Source organism: Streptomyces sp. NPDC051452, assembly GCF_044454765.1.
GTDB lineage: Bacteria > Actinomycetota > Actinomycetes > Streptomycetales > Streptomycetaceae > Streptomyces.
In genome coordinates this window covers 20,487-39,462 of sequence record NZ_JBITEB010000023.1, presented here as the reverse complement: position 1 = coordinate 39,462, position 18,976 = coordinate 20,487, and the positions used below count along the sequence as shown (strand labels likewise).

General features: G+C 71.0%; 15 protein-coding genes. 12 read left to right on the top strand and 3 right to left on the bottom strand.

The window, feature by feature from the left end:
* Positions 1-191: 191 nt before the first annotated feature.
* The 4 genes from ACIBA9_RS35370 (at position 192) to serA (ending at position 5,514) form a co-directional block, all read left to right on the top strand.
* Positions 192-2,042: an acetolactate synthase large subunit gene (locus ACIBA9_RS35370; protein WP_399369510.1), complete on the top strand. Its 1,851-nt coding sequence runs from the start codon at positions 192-194 to the stop codon at positions 2,040-2,042.
* A gap of 20 nt (positions 2,043-2,062) precedes the next feature.
* Complete coding sequence (gene ilvN / locus ACIBA9_RS35365; RefSeq protein ID WP_362161772.1) at positions 2,063-2,587, top strand: acetolactate synthase small subunit; 525 nt, start codon at positions 2,063-2,065, stop codon at positions 2,585-2,587.
* 113 nt (positions 2,588-2,700) lie between these two features.
* Positions 2,701-3,699: a ketol-acid reductoisomerase gene (gene ilvC, locus ACIBA9_RS35360; RefSeq protein WP_362161770.1), complete on the top strand. Its 999-nt coding sequence runs from the start codon at positions 2,701-2,703 to the stop codon at positions 3,697-3,699.
* 225 nt (positions 3,700-3,924) lie between these two features.
* Entirely contained in the window at positions 3,925-5,514 is a 1,590-nt protein-coding gene (serA, locus tag ACIBA9_RS35355; protein WP_399369507.1) for a phosphoglycerate dehydrogenase, read from the top strand.
* 62 nt (positions 5,515-5,576) lie between these two features.
* Here serA and ACIBA9_RS35350 read toward each other — a convergent pair whose 3' ends face one another.
* On the bottom strand, positions 5,577-7,106 hold the full coding sequence (locus tag ACIBA9_RS35350; RefSeq protein ID WP_399369505.1) for an MFS transporter: 1,530 nt from the start codon (positions 7,104-7,106) through the stop codon (positions 5,577-5,579).
* Positions 7,107-7,204: 98 nt separating this feature from the next.
* Between ACIBA9_RS35350 and ACIBA9_RS35345 the strand changes: the two genes are divergently transcribed.
* Entirely contained in the window at positions 7,205-7,807 is a 603-nt protein-coding gene (locus ACIBA9_RS35345; RefSeq protein ID WP_399369503.1) for a TetR/AcrR family transcriptional regulator, read from the top strand.
* 18 nt (positions 7,808-7,825) lie between these two features.
* On the opposite strand, the gene ACIBA9_RS35340 is transcribed toward ACIBA9_RS35345, so the two are convergent.
* Positions 7,826-9,037, bottom strand: coding sequence for a PucR family transcriptional regulator (locus ACIBA9_RS35340; RefSeq protein WP_399369501.1), 1,212 nt, complete (start codon positions 9,035-9,037; stop codon positions 7,826-7,828).
* A gap of 163 nt (positions 9,038-9,200) precedes the next feature.
* Between ACIBA9_RS35340 and ACIBA9_RS35335 the strand changes: the two genes are divergently transcribed.
* The 5 genes from ACIBA9_RS35335 (at position 9,201) to ACIBA9_RS35315 (ending at position 14,798) form a co-directional block, all read left to right on the top strand.
* On the top strand, positions 9,201-10,127 hold the full coding sequence (locus tag ACIBA9_RS35335; protein ID WP_399369499.1) for a proline dehydrogenase family protein: 927 nt from the start codon (positions 9,201-9,203) through the stop codon (positions 10,125-10,127).
* Positions 10,128-10,299: 172 nt separating this feature from the next.
* Positions 10,300-11,931, top strand: a complete 1,632-nt coding sequence (pruA, locus tag ACIBA9_RS35330; protein WP_399369497.1) for an L-glutamate gamma-semialdehyde dehydrogenase — start codon at positions 10,300-10,302, stop codon at positions 11,929-11,931.
* Between the two features lie 288 nt (positions 11,932-12,219).
* Positions 12,220-12,348 (top strand): hypothetical protein, encoded by a 129-nt coding sequence (locus tag ACIBA9_RS35325; protein WP_362161747.1) that lies wholly within the window; start codon positions 12,220-12,222, stop codon positions 12,346-12,348.
* A gap of 80 nt (positions 12,349-12,428) precedes the next feature.
* Positions 12,429-13,472: a 3-isopropylmalate dehydrogenase gene (locus ACIBA9_RS35320; RefSeq protein WP_399369495.1), complete on the top strand. Its 1,044-nt coding sequence runs from the start codon at positions 12,429-12,431 to the stop codon at positions 13,470-13,472.
* 237 nt (positions 13,473-13,709) lie between these two features.
* Positions 13,710-14,798, top strand: coding sequence for a branched-chain amino acid aminotransferase (locus tag ACIBA9_RS35315; protein ID WP_362161743.1), 1,089 nt, complete (start codon positions 13,710-13,712; stop codon positions 14,796-14,798).
* 133 nt (positions 14,799-14,931) lie between these two features.
* Here ACIBA9_RS35315 and ACIBA9_RS35310 read toward each other — a convergent pair whose 3' ends face one another.
* Positions 14,932-16,371: a cytosine permease gene (locus tag ACIBA9_RS35310; protein WP_399369492.1), complete on the bottom strand. Its 1,440-nt coding sequence runs from the start codon at positions 16,369-16,371 to the stop codon at positions 14,932-14,934.
* Between the two features lie 166 nt (positions 16,372-16,537).
* Between ACIBA9_RS35310 and ureA the strand changes: the two genes are divergently transcribed.
* Both ureA and ACIBA9_RS35300 read left to right on the top strand, forming a co-directional pair.
* Positions 16,538-17,248, top strand: coding sequence for an urease subunit gamma (gene ureA / locus ACIBA9_RS35305; RefSeq protein WP_399369490.1), 711 nt, complete (start codon positions 16,538-16,540; stop codon positions 17,246-17,248).
* Positions 17,245-18,969 (top strand): urease subunit alpha, encoded by a 1,725-nt coding sequence (locus ACIBA9_RS35300; RefSeq protein ID WP_399369488.1) that lies wholly within the window; start codon positions 17,245-17,247, stop codon positions 18,967-18,969. The genes ureA and ACIBA9_RS35300 overlap by 4 nt, the downstream gene beginning before the upstream one ends.
* Positions 18,970-18,976 lie beyond the last annotated feature (7 nt).

Sequence of the window (18,976 nt, the reverse complement as noted above, 5' to 3'; positions counted from 1 at the left end):
TACTTGGACAGCGCGTCGGCTGAGCTGGGACCCACCGGAGGACGATCCGGCATCCCCAGCGACCTCACCGGCGCGCTCCCCTCGCTTGCCTTGCGGCACGAGGGGTTTTTTGTTGCACGAGTGCCCTTCGTGCGGCACCTGAACTCCGCTCAAACTTCGCAAAAACCCTCAGCATCGAGAAGAGAATGCCGATGACCGAGCAGGCCACCGGGGCCCACCATCCGCAGCCGCGGCCCCGTTCCGGAGGACAGCACTCCGGCCCCGTCGAGCACGTCACGGGCGCGCAGTCCCTCATCCGCTCCCTCGAGGAGGTCGGCGCGGACACGGTGTTCGGCATTCCCGGCGGCGCGATCCTCCCGGCGTACGACCCGCTGATGGACTCCACCCGGGTGCGGCACGTCCTGGTCCGCCACGAGCAGGGCGCGGGCCACGCGGCCACCGGTTACGCGCAGGCCACCGGCAAGGTCGGCGTCTGCATGGCCACCTCGGGACCCGGCGCGACGAACCTGGTCACGCCGATCGCCGACGCGCACATGGACTCGGTACCGATGGTCGCGATCACCGGCCAGGTCGCCTCGAAGGCCATCGGCACGGACGCCTTCCAGGAAGCGGACATCGTCGGCATCACCATGCCGATCACCAAGCACAACTTCCTCGTCACCAAGGCCGAGGACATCCCGCGGGTCATCGCGCAGGCCTTCCACATCGCCTCCACCGGCCGTCCGGGCCCGGTCCTGGTCGACATCTCCAAGGACGCCCTCCAGGCGCGGACCACGTTCTCCTGGCCGCCGGTGATGGACCTGCCCGGCTACCGCCCGGTGACCAAGCCGCACGCCAAGCAGATCCGCGAGGCGGCCAGGCTGATCACCTCGGCCCGCAAGCCGGTCCTCTACGTCGGCGGCGGCGTCCTCAAGGCCGGGGCCACCGCCGAGCTGAAGGTGCTCGCCGAACTCACCGGAGCGCCCGTCACCACCACCCTGATGGCGCTCGGCGCGTTCCCCGACAGCCACCCGCTGCACGTGGGGATGCCGGGCATGCACGGTGCGGTCACCGCCGTCACCGCGCTGCAGAAGGCCGACCTGATCGTCGCCCTCGGAGCCCGCTTCGACGACCGCGTCACCGGCAGGCTGGACAGCTTCGCGCCGTACGCCAAGATCGTCCACGCCGACATCGACCCGGCCGAGATCGGCAAGAACCGGGACGCCGACGTGCCGATCGTCGGGGACGCCCGCGAGGTCCTCGCCGACCTGGTCCAGGCCGTGCAGAAGGAGCACAGCGAGGGCCACAAGGGCGACTACACCGCCTGGTGGAGCGACCTCAGCCGCTGGCGCGAGACCTACCCGCTCGGCTACGACCAGCCGGAGGACGGCTCGCTCTCCCCGCAGGCGGTCATCGAGCGCATCGGGCAGCTCGCGCCCGAGGGCACGATCTTCGCGGCGGGCGTCGGCCAGCACCAGATGTGGTCCGCGCACTTCATCCAGTACGACACGCCTGCCACCTGGCTGAACTCCGGCGGCGCCGGAACCATGGGCTACGCGGTCCCGGCCGCCATGGGTGCCAAGGCCGGCCGGCCGGAGCGGACGGTCTGGGCGATCGACGGCGACGGCTGCTTCCAGATGACCAATCAGGAACTGACCACCTGCGCCCTGAACAACATCCCGATCAAGGTCGCCATCATCAACAACGGCGCCCTGGGGATGGTCCGCCAGTGGCAGACCCTCTTCTACAACCAGCGCTACTCCAACACCGTGCTGCACAGCGGCCCGGACGACGTCAACCCGGGGGCCAAGGGCACGCGCGTGCCGGACTTCGTGAAGCTGTCCGAGGCGATGGGCTGTGTGGGCCTGCGCTGCGAGCGCCCCGAGGACCTCGACAAGGTCATCGCGGAGGCGAACTCCATCAACGACCGTCCCGTCGTCGTCGACTTCATCGTCCACGAGGACGCGATGGTGTGGCCGATGGTCGCCGCCGGCACCTCCAACGACGAGATCCTCGCCGCCCGGGACGTCCGCCCCGACTTCGGCGACAACGACGACGACTGAGCGAGGAAGACCCGAAGACCATGTCCAAGCACACGCTCTCCGTCCTGGTGGAGAACACCCCGGGCATCCTCGCCCGGATCGCCGCCCTGTTCTCCCGCCGCGGCTTCAACATCGACTCGCTCGCGGTCGGCGTCACCGAACACCCCGACATCTCCCGCATCACCATCGTGGTGGGCGTCGAGGACCTGCCGCTCGAGCAGGTCACCAAGCAGCTCAACAAGCTCGTCAACGTGCTGAAGATCGTCGAACTGGAACCCGGCCAGGCGGTGCAGCGCGAACTCGTCCTGGTGAAGGTGCGCGCCGACAACGAGACGCGCTCCCAGATCGTGGAGATCGTCCAGCTGTTCCGCGCCAAGACGGTCGACGTCTCCCCGGAGGCCGTCACCATCGAGGCCACCGGATCCGGCGAGAAGCTCTCCGCCATGCTCAAGATGCTGGAGCCGTACGGCATCAAGGAGCTGGTCCAGTCCGGGACCATCGCGATCGGCCGCGGCGCCCGTTCCATCACGGACCGCTCGCTGCGCTCTCTGGACCGGTCGGCCTGAGGCCGGCAGCGGCCGGCGCGCCGACCGCCCGTATCCCGAGACCCTGAAACGTCCCTTCCGCCCACCGGCATACGGTGGGACGCACAACCTGCACACCAAGGAGAGAACCCAAAGTGGCCGAGCTGTTCTACGACGCTGACGCCGACCTGTCCATCATCCAGGGCCGCAAGGTCGCGGTCATCGGCTACGGCAGCCAGGGCCACGCCCACGCGCTGTCGCTGCGTGACTCCGGTGTCGACGTCCGCGTCGGTCTGCACGAGGGCTCCAAGTCCAAGGCCAAGGCCGAGGAGCAGGGCCTGCGCGTGGTGACCCCGGCCGAGGCCGCCGCCGAGGCCGACGTCATCATGATCCTGATCCCGGACCCGATCCAGGCGCAGGTCTACAAGGAGTCCATCGCCCCGAACCTGAAGGACGGCGACGCGCTGTTCTTCGCGCACGGCTTCAACATCCGCTTCGGCTTCATCGAGCCCCCGGCCGGCGTCGACGTCGCCCTGGTCGCCCCGAAGGGCCCGGGCCACCTGGTGCGCCGTCAGTACGAGGAGGGCCGCGGCGTGCCGGCGATCGCCGCCGTCGAGCAGGACGCCACCGGCAACGCCTTCCCGCTGGCCCTGTCGTACGCCAAGGCCATCGGCGGTACCCGCGCCGGTGTCATCAAGACGACCTTCACCGAGGAGACCGAGACCGACCTGTTCGGTGAGCAGGCCGTGCTGTGCGGCGGCACCTCCGCCCTGGTCAAGGCCGGCTTCGAGACCCTGGTCGAGGCGGGCTACCAGCCGGAGATCGCCTACTTCGAGTGCCTGCACGAGCTGAAGCTGATCGTGGACCTCATGTACGAGGGCGGCCTGGAGAAGATGCGCTGGTCCGTCTCCGAGACCGCCGAGTGGGGCGACTACGTCACCGGCCCGCGCATCATCACCGACGCCACCAAGGCCGAGATGAAGAAGGTCCTCACCGAGATCCAGGACGGCACGTTCGCCACCAACTGGATGGACGAGTACCACGGCGGTCTGAAGAAGTACGAGGAGTACAAGCAGCAGGACTCCGAGCACCTGCTGGAGACCACCGGCAAGCAGCTGCGCAAGCTGATGAGCTGGGTGAACGAGGAGGCGTAGGCCTCGTGGCAGGGGCCGGCGCGGATCGCGCCGGCCCCTGTTGTCCACCCCGTCCAGCCACGGACGGGTGATCCTTACGCGGAGGCGCAATGCGCCGCCCGCCACGCCACTAGACTGCTGGACAACACGCGTCAGGCCCACAGCGTCGTGCGTCTTCCGCGGCTAGCCCCTCCACCGCCTGCGGCCGTCGGGACGGCCGTCCGCATTGGACTTGTGAGGACTCACGTGAGCTCGAAACCTGTCGTACTCATCGCTGAAGAGCTTTCGCCCGCGACTGTCGACGCGCTCGGCCCGGACTTCGAGATCCGGCACGCCAACGGAGCGGACCGAGCCGAACTGCTCCCCGCCATCGCCGACGTCGACGCGATCCTGATCCGCTCCGCCACCAAGGTCGACGCGGAGGCCATCGCCGCCGCCAAGAAGCTCAAGGTCGTCGCGCGCGCCGGCGTGGGCCTGGACAACGTCGACGTCTCCGCCGCCACCAAGGCCGGCGTGATGGTCGTCAACGCGCCGACCTCCAACATCGTGACCGCCGCCGAGCTGGCCTGTGGTCTGCTGCTGGCCACCGCGCGCCACATTCCGCAGGCCAACACCGCTCTGAAGAACGGCGAGTGGAAGCGCAGCAAGTACACCGGTGTGGAGCTGGCCGAGAAGACCCTCGGCGTGGTGGGCCTCGGCCGCATCGGAGCCTTGGTCGCCCAGCGCATGTCCGCCTTCGGTATGAAGGTCGTCGCCTACGACCCTTATGTGCAGCCCGCGCGGGCCGCGCAGATGGGCGTGAAGGTGCTGTCCCTCGACGAGCTGCTCGAGGTCTCCGACTTCATCACCGTCCATCTGCCCAAGACCCCCGAGACCCTCGGCCTGATCGGCGACGAGGCGCTGCGCAAGGTCAAGCCCAGCGTGCGCGTCGTCAACGCGGCCCGCGGCGGCATCGTGGACGAGGCGGCGCTGTACGCGGCGCTGAAGGAGGGCCGCGTCGCCGGCGCCGGTCTCGACGTGTACGCCAAGGAGCCCTGCACGGACTCCCCGCTGTTCGAGCTGGACCAGGTGGTCTGCACCCCGCACCTGGGCGCCTCCACCGACGAGGCCCAGGAGAAGGCGGGCATCGCCGTCGCCAGGTCCGTCCGCCTCGCCCTCGCCGGCGAGCTGGTGCCGGACGCGGTCAACGTCCAGGGCGGCGTCATCGCCGAGGACGTCAAGCCCGGACTGCCGCTCGCCGAGCGCCTCGGCCGCATCTTCACCGCGCTCGCCGGCGAGGTCGCGGTCCGTCTCGACGTCGAGGTGTACGGCGAGATCACCCAGCACGACGTGAAGGTGCTGGAGCTGTCCGCGCTCAAGGGCGTCTTCGAGGACGTCGTCGACGAGACGGTGTCGTACGTCAACGCCCCCCTGTTCGCGCAGGAGCGCGGTGTCGAGGTCCGGCTGACCACCAGCTCGGAGTCGGCCGAACACCGCAACGTGGTGACGGTGCGCGGCACCCTCGGCACCGGCGAGGAGGTGTCGGTCTCCGGCACGCTGGCCGGCCCCAAGCACCTCCAGAAGATCGTCGCCGTCGGGGACTACGACGTCGACCTGGCGCTCGCCGACCACATGGTCGTCCTGCGCTACGAGGACCGTCCCGGTGTCGTCGGTACCGTCGGCCGGATCCTCGGCGAGGCGGGCATCAACATCGCCGGCATGCAGGTCGCCCGTGCGGCGGTCGGCGGCGAGGCGCTGGCCGTGCTGACCGTGGACGACACCGTCGCCCCCGGCGTGCTGGCGGAGCTGGCGGACGAGATCGGGGCGACCTCCGCCCGTTCCGTGAACCTGGTCTGAGCGAACGTACGAGAGCGCCGGGCGGGCCGAGATCTCTCGGCCCGCCCGGCGCTCTCGCACGTCTACTTCCGCTCGTCCCCGAGCCCGCGCAGGGACAGCGCCGCACCGACCGCCGCCAGCGCCACCAGTACCGCCCCCGCGATCGCGGCGCCCCGCATCCCGGTGGTGAACGCCTCCCGGGCCGTGGCCAGGAGGGACGCGCCCGCCCCGCCGGGCAGGTGCGCGGCGGTGACGAGGGCGTCGCCCAGCGTCTCGCGGGCCCGGGCCGGCGCGGTGGCCGGCATCTCGTGGCGGTAGACGGCCGTGCCGATGGAGCCGAGGACCGCCATGCCGAGCGCGCCGCCGAACTCGGTGCTGCCCTCCAGCAGGGAGGAGGCCGTGCCCGCGCGCTCCACGGGGGCGCTGCTCATGGCCAGGTCGACCAGCTGGGACGAGATCGCGACCATCCCGCAGGCGAGGACGCCGGCCCCGGTCAGCACCAGCCACAGCGAGTCGGTGCCGATCAGGGCGAGCAGCGAGAACCCGGCCGCCATGGCCACGAAGCCGCCGGCGACGACGGACCCCCGGTCGACGCCCCGCTGGACGAGCTGCGCGGTGAGCGGTCCGGCGACGCCGATGAACACCGACGGCAGCAGGCTCCACAGGGCCGCCGCCAGCGGGCTCTCGCCGAGGACGGACTGGAGGTACTGGGTGGTGAAGATGGCCGAGCCCATCATGGCGAGGGCGGCGACGAGGTTCAGCACCAGCGCCGGGGCGAAGCCGTGTCCCCTCAGCAGGGCCGGCGGGATCAGCGGCGAGGCGCCGGCGCGCTGCCGGCGGACGAACAGGGCCGCGAAGAGCAGACCGGCGCCGATCGAGACGACGTACAGCGGGTGCCAGCCCTCGGAGGGGATCTCCTTCAGGCCGTAGATCACGGGTAGCACGGCGGCCATCGACAGCGGGACGCTTCTCCAGTCGAAAGCCCCCGGGTGCGGATCCTTCGACTCCGGCAGCAGCACCGGACCGAGGAGCAGCAGCAGTGCCATCGCGGGCAGGTTGACCAGGAAGACCGAGCCCCACCAGAAGTGCTCGACCAGGATGCCGCTCATCACCGAGCCGAGCGCGATACCACCGGTCATCACGCCGGACCACACACCGATGGCCTTCGCGCGCTGGCCGGGATCGGTGAACATCGTGCGCAGCAGCGCCATCGTGGACGGCATCAGGGTCGCGCCGCCGATGCCGAGGACCGCGCGGGCCGCGATCAGGGTCCCGGCGCTGTCCGCGTAGGCGGCGAGCAGTGAGGCGCCACCGAAGGCCGCGGCGCCCATGAGCAGAAGCCGGCGGCGGCCGACGCGGTCGCCCAGCGAACCCATCGTCATCAGCAGTCCGGCCAGGACGAAGCCGTAGATGTCGAAGATCCACAGCTGTTGGGTGCCGCTCGGGTGCAGATCGGCACTGATCGCGGGGGTCGCGAAGTACAGGACCGAGACGTCCATGGACACCAGCAGCAGCGGCAGCATCAGCACGCCGAACGCGGTCCACTCACGGCGCCCGGCGCGGACCGGGCCGCTCGCGGCGCCGACGGGGGTGGTGCTCGTCGAGTTCGTCATGACGGTGACTGTACGCGCGTCCTAAACGCTTGTCTATGACGCTTGTATAAGACGGGCGTCCGGGACGGTTGTATGGATTGCGGAGTAGGGTGAAACGCATGGGACACCGTGAGGATCTGCTCGAAGGCGCCAAGCGCTGCCTGCTGGAGAAGGGGTTCGCGCGTACGACGGCGCGCGACATCGTCCGGGAGTCGGGCACCAACCTGGCCTCGATCGGCTACCACTACGGCTCCAAGGACGCGCTTCTCGCGCAGGCCTACGTGGCGCTGGTGGAGAACGCGTCCTCCGGGTTCGACGACGGCGGCGCCCCGGCGACCGAGGGGGCGCCCGGCTCGCTCGAACGCTTCCGTTCCGTCTGGACGAACATCGTCGGCACCATGCGGGAGCCGGGCTCGGTCTGGCGGCTCAGCATGGAGGTGATGACCATCGAACTGCCCGAGGTCCGCGCCCACTTGTCCCGGGCCCAGCGGGAGGGCGGCCGTGGCCTGGTCGCCCTGATGACGGGGGTCCCGGAGGAGGACGTGTCCGACGAACGGGCCGACACCCTGGGCCGGTTCTATCTGACGCTGATGACCGGGCTCATCGCCCAGTGGACCTTCGACCCCGAGACCGCCCCCGACGGCGACGCCCTCACCGAGGGCCTGCGGCAGATCATCGAGGCCGCGGGCGCCACGGCCGCCGCCGAGACCGCGACCGCCTGACCCCGGTTCGGCACGGCCTCACAGCCGCGCCCGCTTCAGCGTCATGTGCAGCAGCAGCCGGTCCTCCCCGTCGTCCAGGTCCAGGCCCGTCAGCCGTTCCACCCGGGACAGGCGGTAGTACAGGGTCTGGCGGTGGATGCCCAGTTCGGCGGCGGTACGGCCGGCCTGGCCGGCGCAGTCGAGGTAGACCTCGGCGGTGCGGGCCAGCTCGCGGTGGGCGGGGGAGAGCAGCGGGCCGACCACGGGGTCCTGCACGGACTCCACGGGCAGCGCGGTCAGCATCCGGTACGGCCCGATGCGCGTCCACTGCGCGACCGGCCCGAAGCGCGGCTCGGCCAGCGCGGCACGCGCCGCCGCCAGGGCCTCCTGCCAGACCGTGCCCAACTCGGCGAGACCGCCGCGGGGTTCGCCGACCCCCGCGGCGGGCCCCACCCCGGCGGGCCGGCCGCGCGCCCCCTCCGCCTCCTTCAGCAGCCGGGCCGCGGCCGTCAGAGCCGGGGCCGGGGTGTCGGTGGTGCGCAGCCGCACCAGCACCGCGAGGCTCTGCCCCGTCGCGCCCCACGGCAGTGTGCACAACGCCGTCGCGTGCGGGACCGTGCGCGGGGAGGGGGCCTCGTCCGGGTCGGCGCAGGGCCAGGGGGCGAGACAGACCAGGGTGTGCGGGCCGTCCGCGCGGGGGCCGAGGGCGGTGCGCAGCTCGGCCACCGCCATCTCCCGCTGCCAGCCGCGTTCCGCGGTGAGCACCGCCCGCAGCTCCCGGCTCAGCCCGGCCCCGGCCTCCGCCTCGTCCGCGAGCAGCGCGCCGATCCGGCCCGCCACCCGCATGGCGGCGCCGAGCTGCGCGTCCGTCGGCCCCGGGTCGCCGTCGAGCAGCCACACATAGCCGAGGACGACCCCCCGATGGCGCACGGGCAGGCAGATGCGCCCGCGGTAGACCCCCGCCTCCGGGGTCGGCGGGATCCGCACGGGGTCGGTGGCGCGGGTGATGCCGAAGCCCTCGAACCAGGACCGCACGGTCGCCGTCGAGCGCCGGGTCAGGATCGAGCGGGTGCGCACCGGGTCCAGCGCGGAGGGATCCAGCTCGTCCTCACTGTCGTACGCGCCGAAGGCGATCAGTTCGAAGTCGCGGTTCTCCAGGGTCGCCGGAACGCCCAGCAGCTCCGAGATCTCGTCCACGAGCTCCTGGTACTCACCCTTGTCCGCCGCCGTCACTCGGGCATTCTCCCGCATTTCCCGCCGCCGTCATACATCTGTCCGAGATCCCGTGCACGGATGCGTGACAGCTGTCGATGGCTCAGGATCGGAGAGATCCTTAGGTTTCACGGTGGTTCTCCGTGCCGTACCCGAAACGTCGGGTGACGGCCGTTTCGGTGCTTGTCTGTGGAGGTGCCCCGTGCTGGGTCCCGTGATTCTCGCCGCGTCGCGCAGCGACCGGATGCGACGCCTGATCTCGGCGGCCCCGGTCACCAAGCAGGTCGTCGACCGCTTCATACCCGGCGAGAGCGTGACCGACGTCGTCCCGATCATCGAGGAGCTGACGGCCAAGGGCCTGGAGCTGACGATGGACGTCGTCGGCGAGGACATCACCACCCCCGAGCAGGCCACCGCCGCCCGGGACGCCTATCTGCGGCTGATCGACCACCTCAAGGAGCTCGAGCTGGGCGAGAAGGTCGAGATGTCCGTGAAGCTGTCCATGTTCGGGCAGGCGCTGGACAACGGCCACGAGCTGGCGCTCGCGAACGTCCGCCCGGTCGTCGAGGCGGCCGCGGCCATCGGTACGACCGTCACGCTCGACGCCGAGGACCACACCACCCTGGACTCGATGTTCGCCATCCACGAGGAACTGCGCGAGGACTTCCCGCAGACCGGCTGCGTCATCCAGGCCTATCTCTTCCGCACCGAGGCCGACGCCCGCCGCCTGGCCGCCTCCGGTAGCCGCGTGCGCCTGGTGAAGGGCGCCTACAAGGAGCCCGCCGAGGTCGCCTACCAGCAGAAGCACGAGATCGACAAGGCGTACGTCCGCGTCCTCAGGACACTGATGGAGGGCGACGGATACCCGATGGTCGGGTCCCACGACCCGCGCCTGATCTCGATCGCACAGGAGCTGGCCCACCAGGCCGGCCGTAAGCTCGACGAGTACGAGTTCCAGATGCTGTACGGCATCCGCGGCGACGAGCACCTGCGTCTGGCCGCCGAGGGCCATCGCATGCGCGTCTACACCGCCTACGGCACCGACTGGTACGGCTACTTCATGCGCCGTCTGGCGGAGAAGCCGGCCAACCTCCGGTTCTTCCTGAGGAGCATGATCAGCCGTGGCTGACACGACGAGGCCGTGCCGCGCCGTCGGCCGGGGGTCCGGGGGTCGCCCCCCGGGAAGGCACAGTATGCGCCGTCTCGCGGAGAAGCCGGCCAACCTGCGCTTCTTCGTTCGCAGCATGATCAGCACGGGCTGAGCCCGCACACCCGCTCACGTACAAGGAGTTACGGATCTCATGGACGCTGTGACCCAGGTCCCCACCCCCGTCAACGAGCCGGTGCACGGCTACGCCCCCGGCTCGCCCGAGCGCGCCCGCCTGGAGGCCAAGCTCAAGGAGCTGGCCGAGAACCCCATCGACCTGCCGATGACCATCGGCGGCGAGAAGCGCATGGGCGGCGGCGAGACCTTCCAGGTGGTCCAGCCGCACAACCACAAGGCCGTCATCGGCACGCTTCGCAACGCCACCGCGCAGGACGCCCAGGACGCCGTCGACGCGGCCCTGGCCGCCGCGCCCGCCTGGCGCGCGATGGCCTTCGACGACCGCGCCGCGATCATCCTGCGCGCCGCCGAGCTGCTGGCCGGCCCGTGGCGCGAGACGATCGCCGCCTCCACCATGCTCGGCCAGTCCAAGACCGCCCAGCAGGCGGAGATCGACAGCCCCTGTGAGCTGGTCGACTTCTGGCGCTTCAACGTGCACTACGCCCGCCAGATCCTCGCCGAGCAGCCCCCGGCGAACTCCCCGGGCGTGTGGAACCGCCTGGACCACCGCCCGCTGGAGGGCTTCGTCTACGCGATCACGCCGTTCAACTTCAGCGCGATCGCCGCGAACCTGCCGACCGCCCCGGCCCTGATGGGCAACGTGGTGGTGTGGAAGCCGTCCCCGACCCAGACGCACGCCGCCGTGCTGCTGATGGAGCTGCTGGAGGAGGCCGGTCTGCCCAAGGGCGTCATCAACCTCGTCTCCGGCGACGGCATCGAGGTCTCCAACGTGGCCCTGGCCCACCGCGACCTCGCGGGCATCCACTTCACCGGCTCGACCAAGACCTTCCAGTACCTGTGGAAGACGGTCGGCAACAACATCGAGAAGTACCGCGCCTACCCGCGCCTGGTCGGCGAGACCGGCGGCAAGGACTTCCTGGTCGCCCACCCGAGCGCCGACCGCGCGATCCTCAAGACCGCCCTGACCCGCGGCGCCTTCGAGTACCAGGGCCAGAAGTGCAGCGCCACCTCCCGCGCCTACATCCCGGCGTCCATCTGGAACTCCGGTTTCAAGGAGGAGTTCGCGGCCGAGGTCGACTACCTGACCATGGGTGACGTCACCGACCTGTCGAACTTCATCGGCGCCGTGATCGACGAGCGCGCCTTCGCCAAGAACAAGGCCGCCATCGACCGTGCCAAGCAGGACCCGACCTGCACGATCGTCGCGGGCGGCAGCTACGACGACTCGGTCGGCTACTTCGTCCGTCCGACCGTCATCGAGTCCACCGACCCGGAGAACGAGGTCTTCCGCACCGAGTACTTCGGTCCGATCCTCGGCGTCTACGTCTACGAGGACGACAAGTACGACGAGATGCTGGAGCAGATGGAGTCGGTCTCCGACTACGCGCTCACCGGTTCGGTCATCGCGGGCGACCGCGCCGCGGCCGCGTACACGATGGACAAGCTCCGCTTCGCCGCGGGCAACTTCTACATCAACGACAAGTCGACCGGCGCCGTCGTCGGCCAGCAGCCCTTCGGCGGCGGCCGCGCCTCCGGCACCAACGACAAGGCCGGTGCCCCCCAGAACCTCCTGCGCTGGACGCTGACCCGCGCCATCAAGGAGACCCTGGTCCCGCCGACCGACTACGCGTACCCGCACATGGGCTGACCAGCCCCCTCCGCCCACGGGCCGGGAAGCCTGACCCCCGAGCAGGCTTCCCGGCCCGTCGCCATTTCCGGGCGCCGTCTCAGATAGTAGGAAGTCCGAGTAACTGTGCAGACAGACGCGGCCGGTTCGCTTAGTTTTGTAGGAGCCGAACGTCTCGCTCGATCCAGCGAATGGCGGTCGTGAGCCGGGCCCCGTGCAGGCAACCCCTGCGGCCGACGCTCCCCGCCACCTCCGGCGTCTCGAAACCCCTCACTGCCGTACTCCCGTATGCCGAAGGAGTCGATTCCCATGGCCGAGACGACCGTCCGCCGAGTCCGCCACCTGTCCCGCACGAGCGATTCCGACCGCAAGAACGCCGCCGCCGCTCTTCAGCGCGCCCTCGACCGCCGCGACAACGGCGGCCAGACCGGCCACTGAGCGAGGTCGGTCGCCGACACGGGCCGTCCGAATGGCGGACGGTCTGTGTCATCACCTGGGACGAAGAGTAGGGTTCCCGCATGTCTCGCAGCATCAATCTCGCAGTGATCCCCGGTGACGGCATCGGCCAGGAGGTCGTGGCCGAGGGTCTGAAGGTCCTCTCCGCCGTCCTGCCGCAGGATGTGAAGCTGGAGACCAAGGAGTACGACTTCGGCGCCAAGCGCTACCACGCCACCGGTGAGACCCTCACCGACGCCGACCTCGACGCGCTCAAGCGGCACGACGTCATCCTGCTCGGCGCCCTCGGCGACCCGTCGGTGCCGTCCGGTGTCCTGGAGCGCGGCTTCCTGCTCAAGCTCCGCTTCGCCTTCGACCACCACGTCAACCTCCGTCCGTCGAAGCTGCTGCCGGGTGTCGCCACCCCGCTGGCCGGCCAGCCGGAGATCGACTTCGTCGTCGTCCGCGAGGGCACCGAGGGCCCCTACACCGGCAACGGCGGCACCATCCGCAAGGGCACCGCGCACGAGGTCGCAACCGAGGTCTCCGTCAACACGGCCTTCGGTGTCGAGCGGGTGGTCCGCGACGCCTTCGCCCGGGCCCAGGCGCGCCCGCGCAAGAAGCTCACGCTGGTCCACAAGAACAACGTGCTGACCTTCGCCGGGCATCTGTGGGCGGACGTCTTCAACCGGGTGGCCGTGGAGTTCCCCGACGTCACCACTGACTACATCCACGTCGACGCGGCGACGATCTACCTGGTCACCGACCCGGGCCGGTTCGACGTCATCGTCACCGACAACCTCTTCGGCGACATCATCACCGACCTCGCCGCGGCCATCTCCGGCGGTATCGGTGTGGCAGCCTCGGGCAACATCAACCCGGACCGCACGTTCCCGTCCATGTTCGAGCCGGTCCACGGCTCGGCACCGGACATCGCCGGCCAGGGCAAGGCCGACCCGACCGCCACGGTCCTGTCCGTCGCCCTGCTGCTGCGCCACCTCGGCTACGACTCCGAGGCCGACCGCATCGACGCGGCGGTCGCCGCCGACCTGACCGAGCGTGCCGCGCTCGGCGAGCGCTCCACCTCGCGCATCGGTGACGCGCTCGCCGCCCGAGTAGCCGGCTGACCCGGCGCTCGACCAGCACAAGCCGCCGGGTCACCACACCCGGCGGCTTCCTTCGTGTCCCCGCCGGGTGCCACCATCGACCCCGGACCGCCGCCACCCCGATTCCGTCGGCCGTGGGCTCCGCGCGATAATCGAACGCGGAGCCGCGGTATGAGGGAAAGCTCGGACGTCCTAGAAGGACTGGCAATATGGGCGTGAGCGCGGCCCGTCACTACAACCGGTGAAGGACAACCACTCATGACGACGCCCACGATCGAGCTCAAGCCGTCTGCCAACCCGCTCGCCGCCGCGGAGCGCGAGGCGATCCTGGCCAATCCCGGATTCGGCCGCCACTTCACCGACCACATGGTGACGATCAGGTGGACCGAGGGCCGCGGCTGGCACGACGCGCAGCTCGTCCCGTACGGCCCGATCTCCCTCGACCCCTCCACCGCCGTCCTGCACTACGGCCAGGAGATCTTCGAGGGCCTGAAGGCGTACCGGCAGCCCGACGGCTCGATCGCGGTGTTCCGGCCCGAGGCCAACGCCCGCCGCTTCCGCGACTCCGCCCGCCGCATGGCCATGGCCGAGCTGCCCGACGAGCTGTTCATCGGCGCGCTGGACGCGCTGCTCGCCCAGGACGCCGACTGGGTCCCGGCGCACGGTGGCGAGGAGTCCCTCTACCTGCGTCCCTTCATGTTCGCCACGGAGGCCGCGCTCGGGGTGCACCCGGCCAACGAGTACCTCTTCATGCTGATCGCCTCCCCGTCCGGCGCCTACTTCGCCGGGGGCGTGCGCCCGGTCACCATCTGGGTCGCCGAGGACCACGTCCGCGCCGTCCCGGGCGGCACCGGCGCCGCCAAGACCGGCGGCAACTACGCCGCCTCCCTGCTGCCGCAGGCCGAGGCCGCCGCGCACGGCTGCGACCAGGTCGTCTACCTCGACGCGGTCACCCGCACCAACATCGAGGAGAGCGGCAGCATGAACGTCGCCTTCGTCTACGGCGACCGGATCGTCACCCCGGCCCTGACCGGCTCGATCCTGGAGGGCATCACCCGCGACTCGCTGCTCCAGGTCGCCCGCGACCTCGGTTACACCGCCGAGGAAGGCGTGATCACCCTCGACCAGTGGCGCGCGGACGCCGCCTCGGGCGCCCTCACCGAGGTCTTCGCCTGCGGCACCGCGGCCGTGGTCACCCCGATCGGGCACGTCAAGACCAAGACGGACGGCTGGACCCACGGCGACGGCAACCCCGGCGAGGTCACGCTCCGGCTGCGCGAGGCGCTGCTCGGCCTCCAGCGCGGTATGACCGAGGACAAGCACGGCTGGATGCACACGATCGGCTGACGGCTGACGGCTGACGGCTGACGGCTGACGGCTGACGGCCGACGGCCGACGGCCGGACGGCCATGGCGCACCCGCGTCGGACGGCCATGGCGCACCCGCCCCGGCGGGTGCGCCACCGTCATCCGGCCGCGGATCAGCGCCGGGCCCCGCTCCCGGTGCGAGCCGCCTCGTCCCGTGCCTCGATCAGGGCCGGGACCGGCCGGGCCGAGAGCGCCAGGTACACCGCTCCGCCGACCGCGCCCGACAGCAGGAAGCTGCAGTCCACCCCGCCGGTCAGGGTCAGCAGCGGGCCCTCGTACGACGGCAGGGACACCGCCAGCAGCCCGACCAGGGCGCCGACCGCCCAGGAGGCGGCGGCCCGCGGGTTCCAGCCGGCCCGGTACCAGTAGATCCCGCCCTGGGACCGGCGGTTGAAGACCTGGAGGGCGTCGGCGTCGTACACACCGCGGCAGCGGACGAAGCCGATGAGGGTGATGACCGCCCACGGGGTGCCGATGGCGGTCAGCAGGAGGACGAAGGAGGTCATCGCCGACTGCGCGTTCCAGGCGTAGTGGCCTGCGAAGACGCAGGCCGTGGCGACGACGGCGACCGTGAGGGTCGCGCGGGCCCGGGACGCCCTGGGCAGGATCGCGTCCAGGTCCAGGCCCATGGAGTACAGCATCAGTCCGGCGTTGCCGACCGAGCCGGCGGAGGCCGACAGCAGCAGCGGCACCAGGTACCAGACGGGGGAGGCCGCGACCAGCGGGCCCGCGTAGTCGCCGGCCGCGCCGGCCGCGTACGCGGTGAAGGTGCCGAACAGCTGCGGCACCAGCAGCCCCAGGATCAGGCCGAGCCAGGTGGCGTGCAGGACCTTGCGGCTGGAGTGGCGCGCGGGGGAGATGTAGCGGGTGTAGTCGCCGAGCAGCGTGATGAAGGCGATGGGGCCGGACAGGCCCGCCGCCACCGCGGCCAGGAACCAGGTCGGCCAGAAGGACCCCAGCAGATAGCCGCCCGCGTCCGGCAGCGCCGCGGTGGTGAAGTGCGGGGCGTAGGCGAGGACGCCGAGCAGCAGCAGGGCCGTCATGCCGACGGCCAGCACCCGGGACATGGCCAGCAGCACCCGGTAGCCGTAGATGGCGCCCGCGACGGTGGCCGCGGCGAGCACCCCGTAGACCACGGCGTACGACACCCCGTCGGCCGGCACCCCGAAGAGCCGGCCGAGGACGCCCAGCATCACGTCTCCGCCGATCCACACCGTCAGGGCGGTGTAGCCGAGGGCCAGCAGCAGGCCGACCACCGAGCCGACCAGCCGGCCCCGGACCCCGAACTGGGCGCCGGAGGAGGTGGACAGGTTGGTCGCCGTGCGTAGCGAGACCAGCGCGAGCGGGGCCGTGAACAGCGTGCCGACCACGGTGCCCGCGACGACGGAGCTCACCGAGGCCCACCAGCCGAGCCCGAAGGACGGCGGCAGCCAGCCGAAGATGATCACTCCGAGGCAGAGGTTGGAGCCGAGCAGGATCGAGACGAGGTCGCGCGGACCGCTGGTCCGCTCCTCGTCCGGGATGGTGTCGACTCCGCGCTGTTCGATCGGCATGGCTGGGTCTCCTTCGACGGCCGCCTGAGGGTCACGCACTCGCTGAGCGGTGTTAGAGCGACGTTCAATGTGACCTGGGCCGTGGTCGCCGGTCAATGCTTCTGTTTCATGAATTCTCTGTTTAGAGTGATGCTCTAATCTGCGGAGGACAAGGAGGTGTCGCGTCGTGAGACTGACCCCCACGGAACGTGACCGGCTGCTGCTCTTCGGAGCGGCCGAGCTGGCCCGGGCCCGCCGGGCGCGCGGCCTGCGGCTGAACGTGCCGGAGGCGACCGCGCTGATCGCGGACACCGTCTGCGAGGCCGCCCGGGACGGCCGGCGGCTGGCGGAGGCCATCGAGGCCGCCCGGTCGGTGCTCGGTCCCGAGGACGTGCTGCCGGGGGTCGCCGACGTCGTCACCGAGGTGATGGTGGAGGCCGTCTTCGACGACGGCTCCCGGCTCGCGGTGGTCTCCGACCCCATCGGCGGCGGCCTGGGCGAGGACGCCCCGGGCGCACTGCTGCCCGGCCCCGAGCACGCCGACCCCGCACCGGTCGTCCGCCTCCGGGTCACCAACACCGCGACCGTCCCGGTCTCCGTCACCTCCCACTTCCACTTCTTCGAGGCCAACCCGCGCCTCGACTTCGACCGCCCGGCCGCCTACGGCATGCGGCTGGCCGTACCCGCCGGGTCCTCGGTCCGCTTCGGGCCGGGCGAGAGCGAGGAGGTCGGGCTCGTCCCGATCGGCGGCGGGCGCGTCGCGATCGGTTTCGCCGGACTGGTCGACGGGCCGCTGGACGCGCCCGGAGCGAAGACGGAGGCGCTGCGCAGGGCGGCGGCCTGCGGATATCTCGGAGCCGCGCCCACGGGCGCGCCGGAAGGAGGCGGGCAGCGATGAGCCGCTCGAAGGGACGCGAGATCAGCCGGGCGATCCAGGTCGACCCGCACGCCTACGCGGCCACCCACGGCCCCCGCGCCGGCGACCGCGTCCGGCTCGGCGACTCGGGCCTCACCATCCGGATCGAGTCCGACTCCCAGCGCTACGGCGACGAGTTCCTGGCCGGGTTCGGCAAGACGGCCCGCGACGGACTGCATCTGAAGGCCGCCGCCGTCCGCGAGACCTGTGACGTCGTGATCAGCAACGTCGTCGTGATCGACGCGGTCCAGGGGATCAGGAAGGTCTCCATCGGCATCCGCGAGGGCCGGATCTGCGGGATCGGCCGGGCGGGCAACCCGGACACCCTCGACGGCGTGGACGTCGTCGTCGGCACCGGCACCTCCATCGTCTCCGGCGAGGGCCTGATCGCCACCGCCGGGGCCGTCGACACCCATGTGCACCTGCTGTCCCCGCGGATCATGGAGGCCTCCCTCGCCTCCGGCGTGACGACGATCATCGGGCAGGAGTTCGGCCCGGTGTGGGGCGTCGGCGTCAACTCGCCCTGGGCACTGCGTCACGCCTTCGGCGCCTTCGACGCCTGGCCGGTCAACATCGGCTTCCTCGGCCGGGGTTCGTCCTCCTCGAACGCGCCGCTGATCGAGGCGCTCGCCGAGGGCGGCGCCTCGGGCTTCAAGGTGCACGAGGACATGGGCGCGCACACGCGCGCCCTGGACACCGCCCTGCGCGTCGCCGAGGAACACGACGTCCAGGTCGCCCTGCACAGCGACGGCCTGAACGAGTGCCTGTCGGTCGAGGACACCCTGCGCGTCCTCGAGGGCCGCACCATCCACGCCTTCCACATCGAGGGCTGCGGCGGCGGACACGTGCCCAACGTGCTGAAGATGGCCGGCGTCCCCAACGTCATCGGCTCCTCCACCAACCCCACCCTGCCCTTCGGCCGGGACGCGGTCGCCGAGCACTACGGCATGATCGTCTCCGTCCACGACCTCAAACCCGACCTGCCCGGCGACGCGGCCATGGCCCGCGACCGCATCCGCGCCGGCACCATGGGGGCCGAGGACGTGCTGCACGACCTGGGCGCGATCGGCATCACCTCCTCCGACGCCCAGGGCATGGGCCGTGCCGGTGAGACGGTCCGCCGTACGTTCGCCATGGCCGGCAAGATGAAGGCCGAGCTGGGCCCCATGGAGGGCGACGGCGAGGGCGACGACAACGCCCGGGTGCTGCGCTACATGGCCAAGCTGACCATCAACCCGGCCATCGCGCACGGCCTCTCCCACGAGGTCGGCTCCCTGGAGAACGGCAAGCTCGCCGACATCGTGCTGTGGCGCCCGGAGTACTTCGGGGCCAAGCCGCAGCTCGTGCTGAAGTCCGGCTTCCCGGCGTACGGCGTGGTCGGCGACCCCAACGCGGCCACCGACACCTGTGAACCCCTGGTGCTGGGACCGCAGTTCGGCTCCCATGGCGCCACGCCCGCGGACATCTCGGTGGCCTTCGTCGCCCAGGCGGCCGTCGACCAGGGCAACGACTCGATGCCCACCCGCCGGCGCCGGGTCGCCGTCCGCGGCACCCGCGGCATCGGCCCCGCCGACCTGCGGCTGAACGCCCGCGTCGGCGCGGTCGACGTCGACCAGCGCACCGGTCTGGTCACCCTCGACGGCGATCCGCTCAGCTCGGCGCCCGCCGACTCCGTCTCCCTCAACCGCCTCTACTTCCTCTAAGGACCCG

Coding starts and splice junctions, on each gene's coding strand:
- ACIBA9_RS35350 (WP_399369505.1), bottom strand. CDS start 7,106: ATGACGAACTCGACGAGCACCACCCCCGTCGGCGCCGCGAGCGGCCCG.
- ilvN (WP_362161772.1), top strand. CDS start 2,063: ATGTCCAAGCACACGCTCTCCGTCCTGGTGGAGAACACCCCGGGCATC.
- ACIBA9_RS35315 (WP_362161743.1), top strand. CDS start 13,710: ATGACGACGCCCACGATCGAGCTCAAGCCGTCTGCCAACCCGCTCGCC.
- ACIBA9_RS35300 (WP_399369488.1), top strand. CDS start 17,245: ATGAGCCGCTCGAAGGGACGCGAGATCAGCCGGGCGATCCAGGTCGAC.
- pruA (WP_399369497.1), top strand. CDS start 10,300: ATGGACGCTGTGACCCAGGTCCCCACCCCCGTCAACGAGCCGGTGCAC.
- ACIBA9_RS35320 (WP_399369495.1), top strand. CDS start 12,429: ATGTCTCGCAGCATCAATCTCGCAGTGATCCCCGGTGACGGCATCGGC.
- ACIBA9_RS35310 (WP_399369492.1), bottom strand. CDS start 16,371: ATGCCGATCGAACAGCGCGGAGTCGACACCATCCCGGACGAGGAGCGG.
- ACIBA9_RS35370 (WP_399369510.1), top strand. CDS start 192: ATGACCGAGCAGGCCACCGGGGCCCACCATCCGCAGCCGCGGCCCCGT.
- ACIBA9_RS35340 (WP_399369501.1), bottom strand. CDS start 9,037: ATGCGGGAGAATGCCCGAGTGACGGCGGCGGACAAGGGTGAGTACCAG.
- ACIBA9_RS35325 (WP_362161747.1), top strand. CDS start 12,220: ATGGCCGAGACGACCGTCCGCCGAGTCCGCCACCTGTCCCGCACGAGC.
- ACIBA9_RS35345 (WP_399369503.1), top strand. CDS start 7,205: ATGGGACACCGTGAGGATCTGCTCGAAGGCGCCAAGCGCTGCCTGCTG.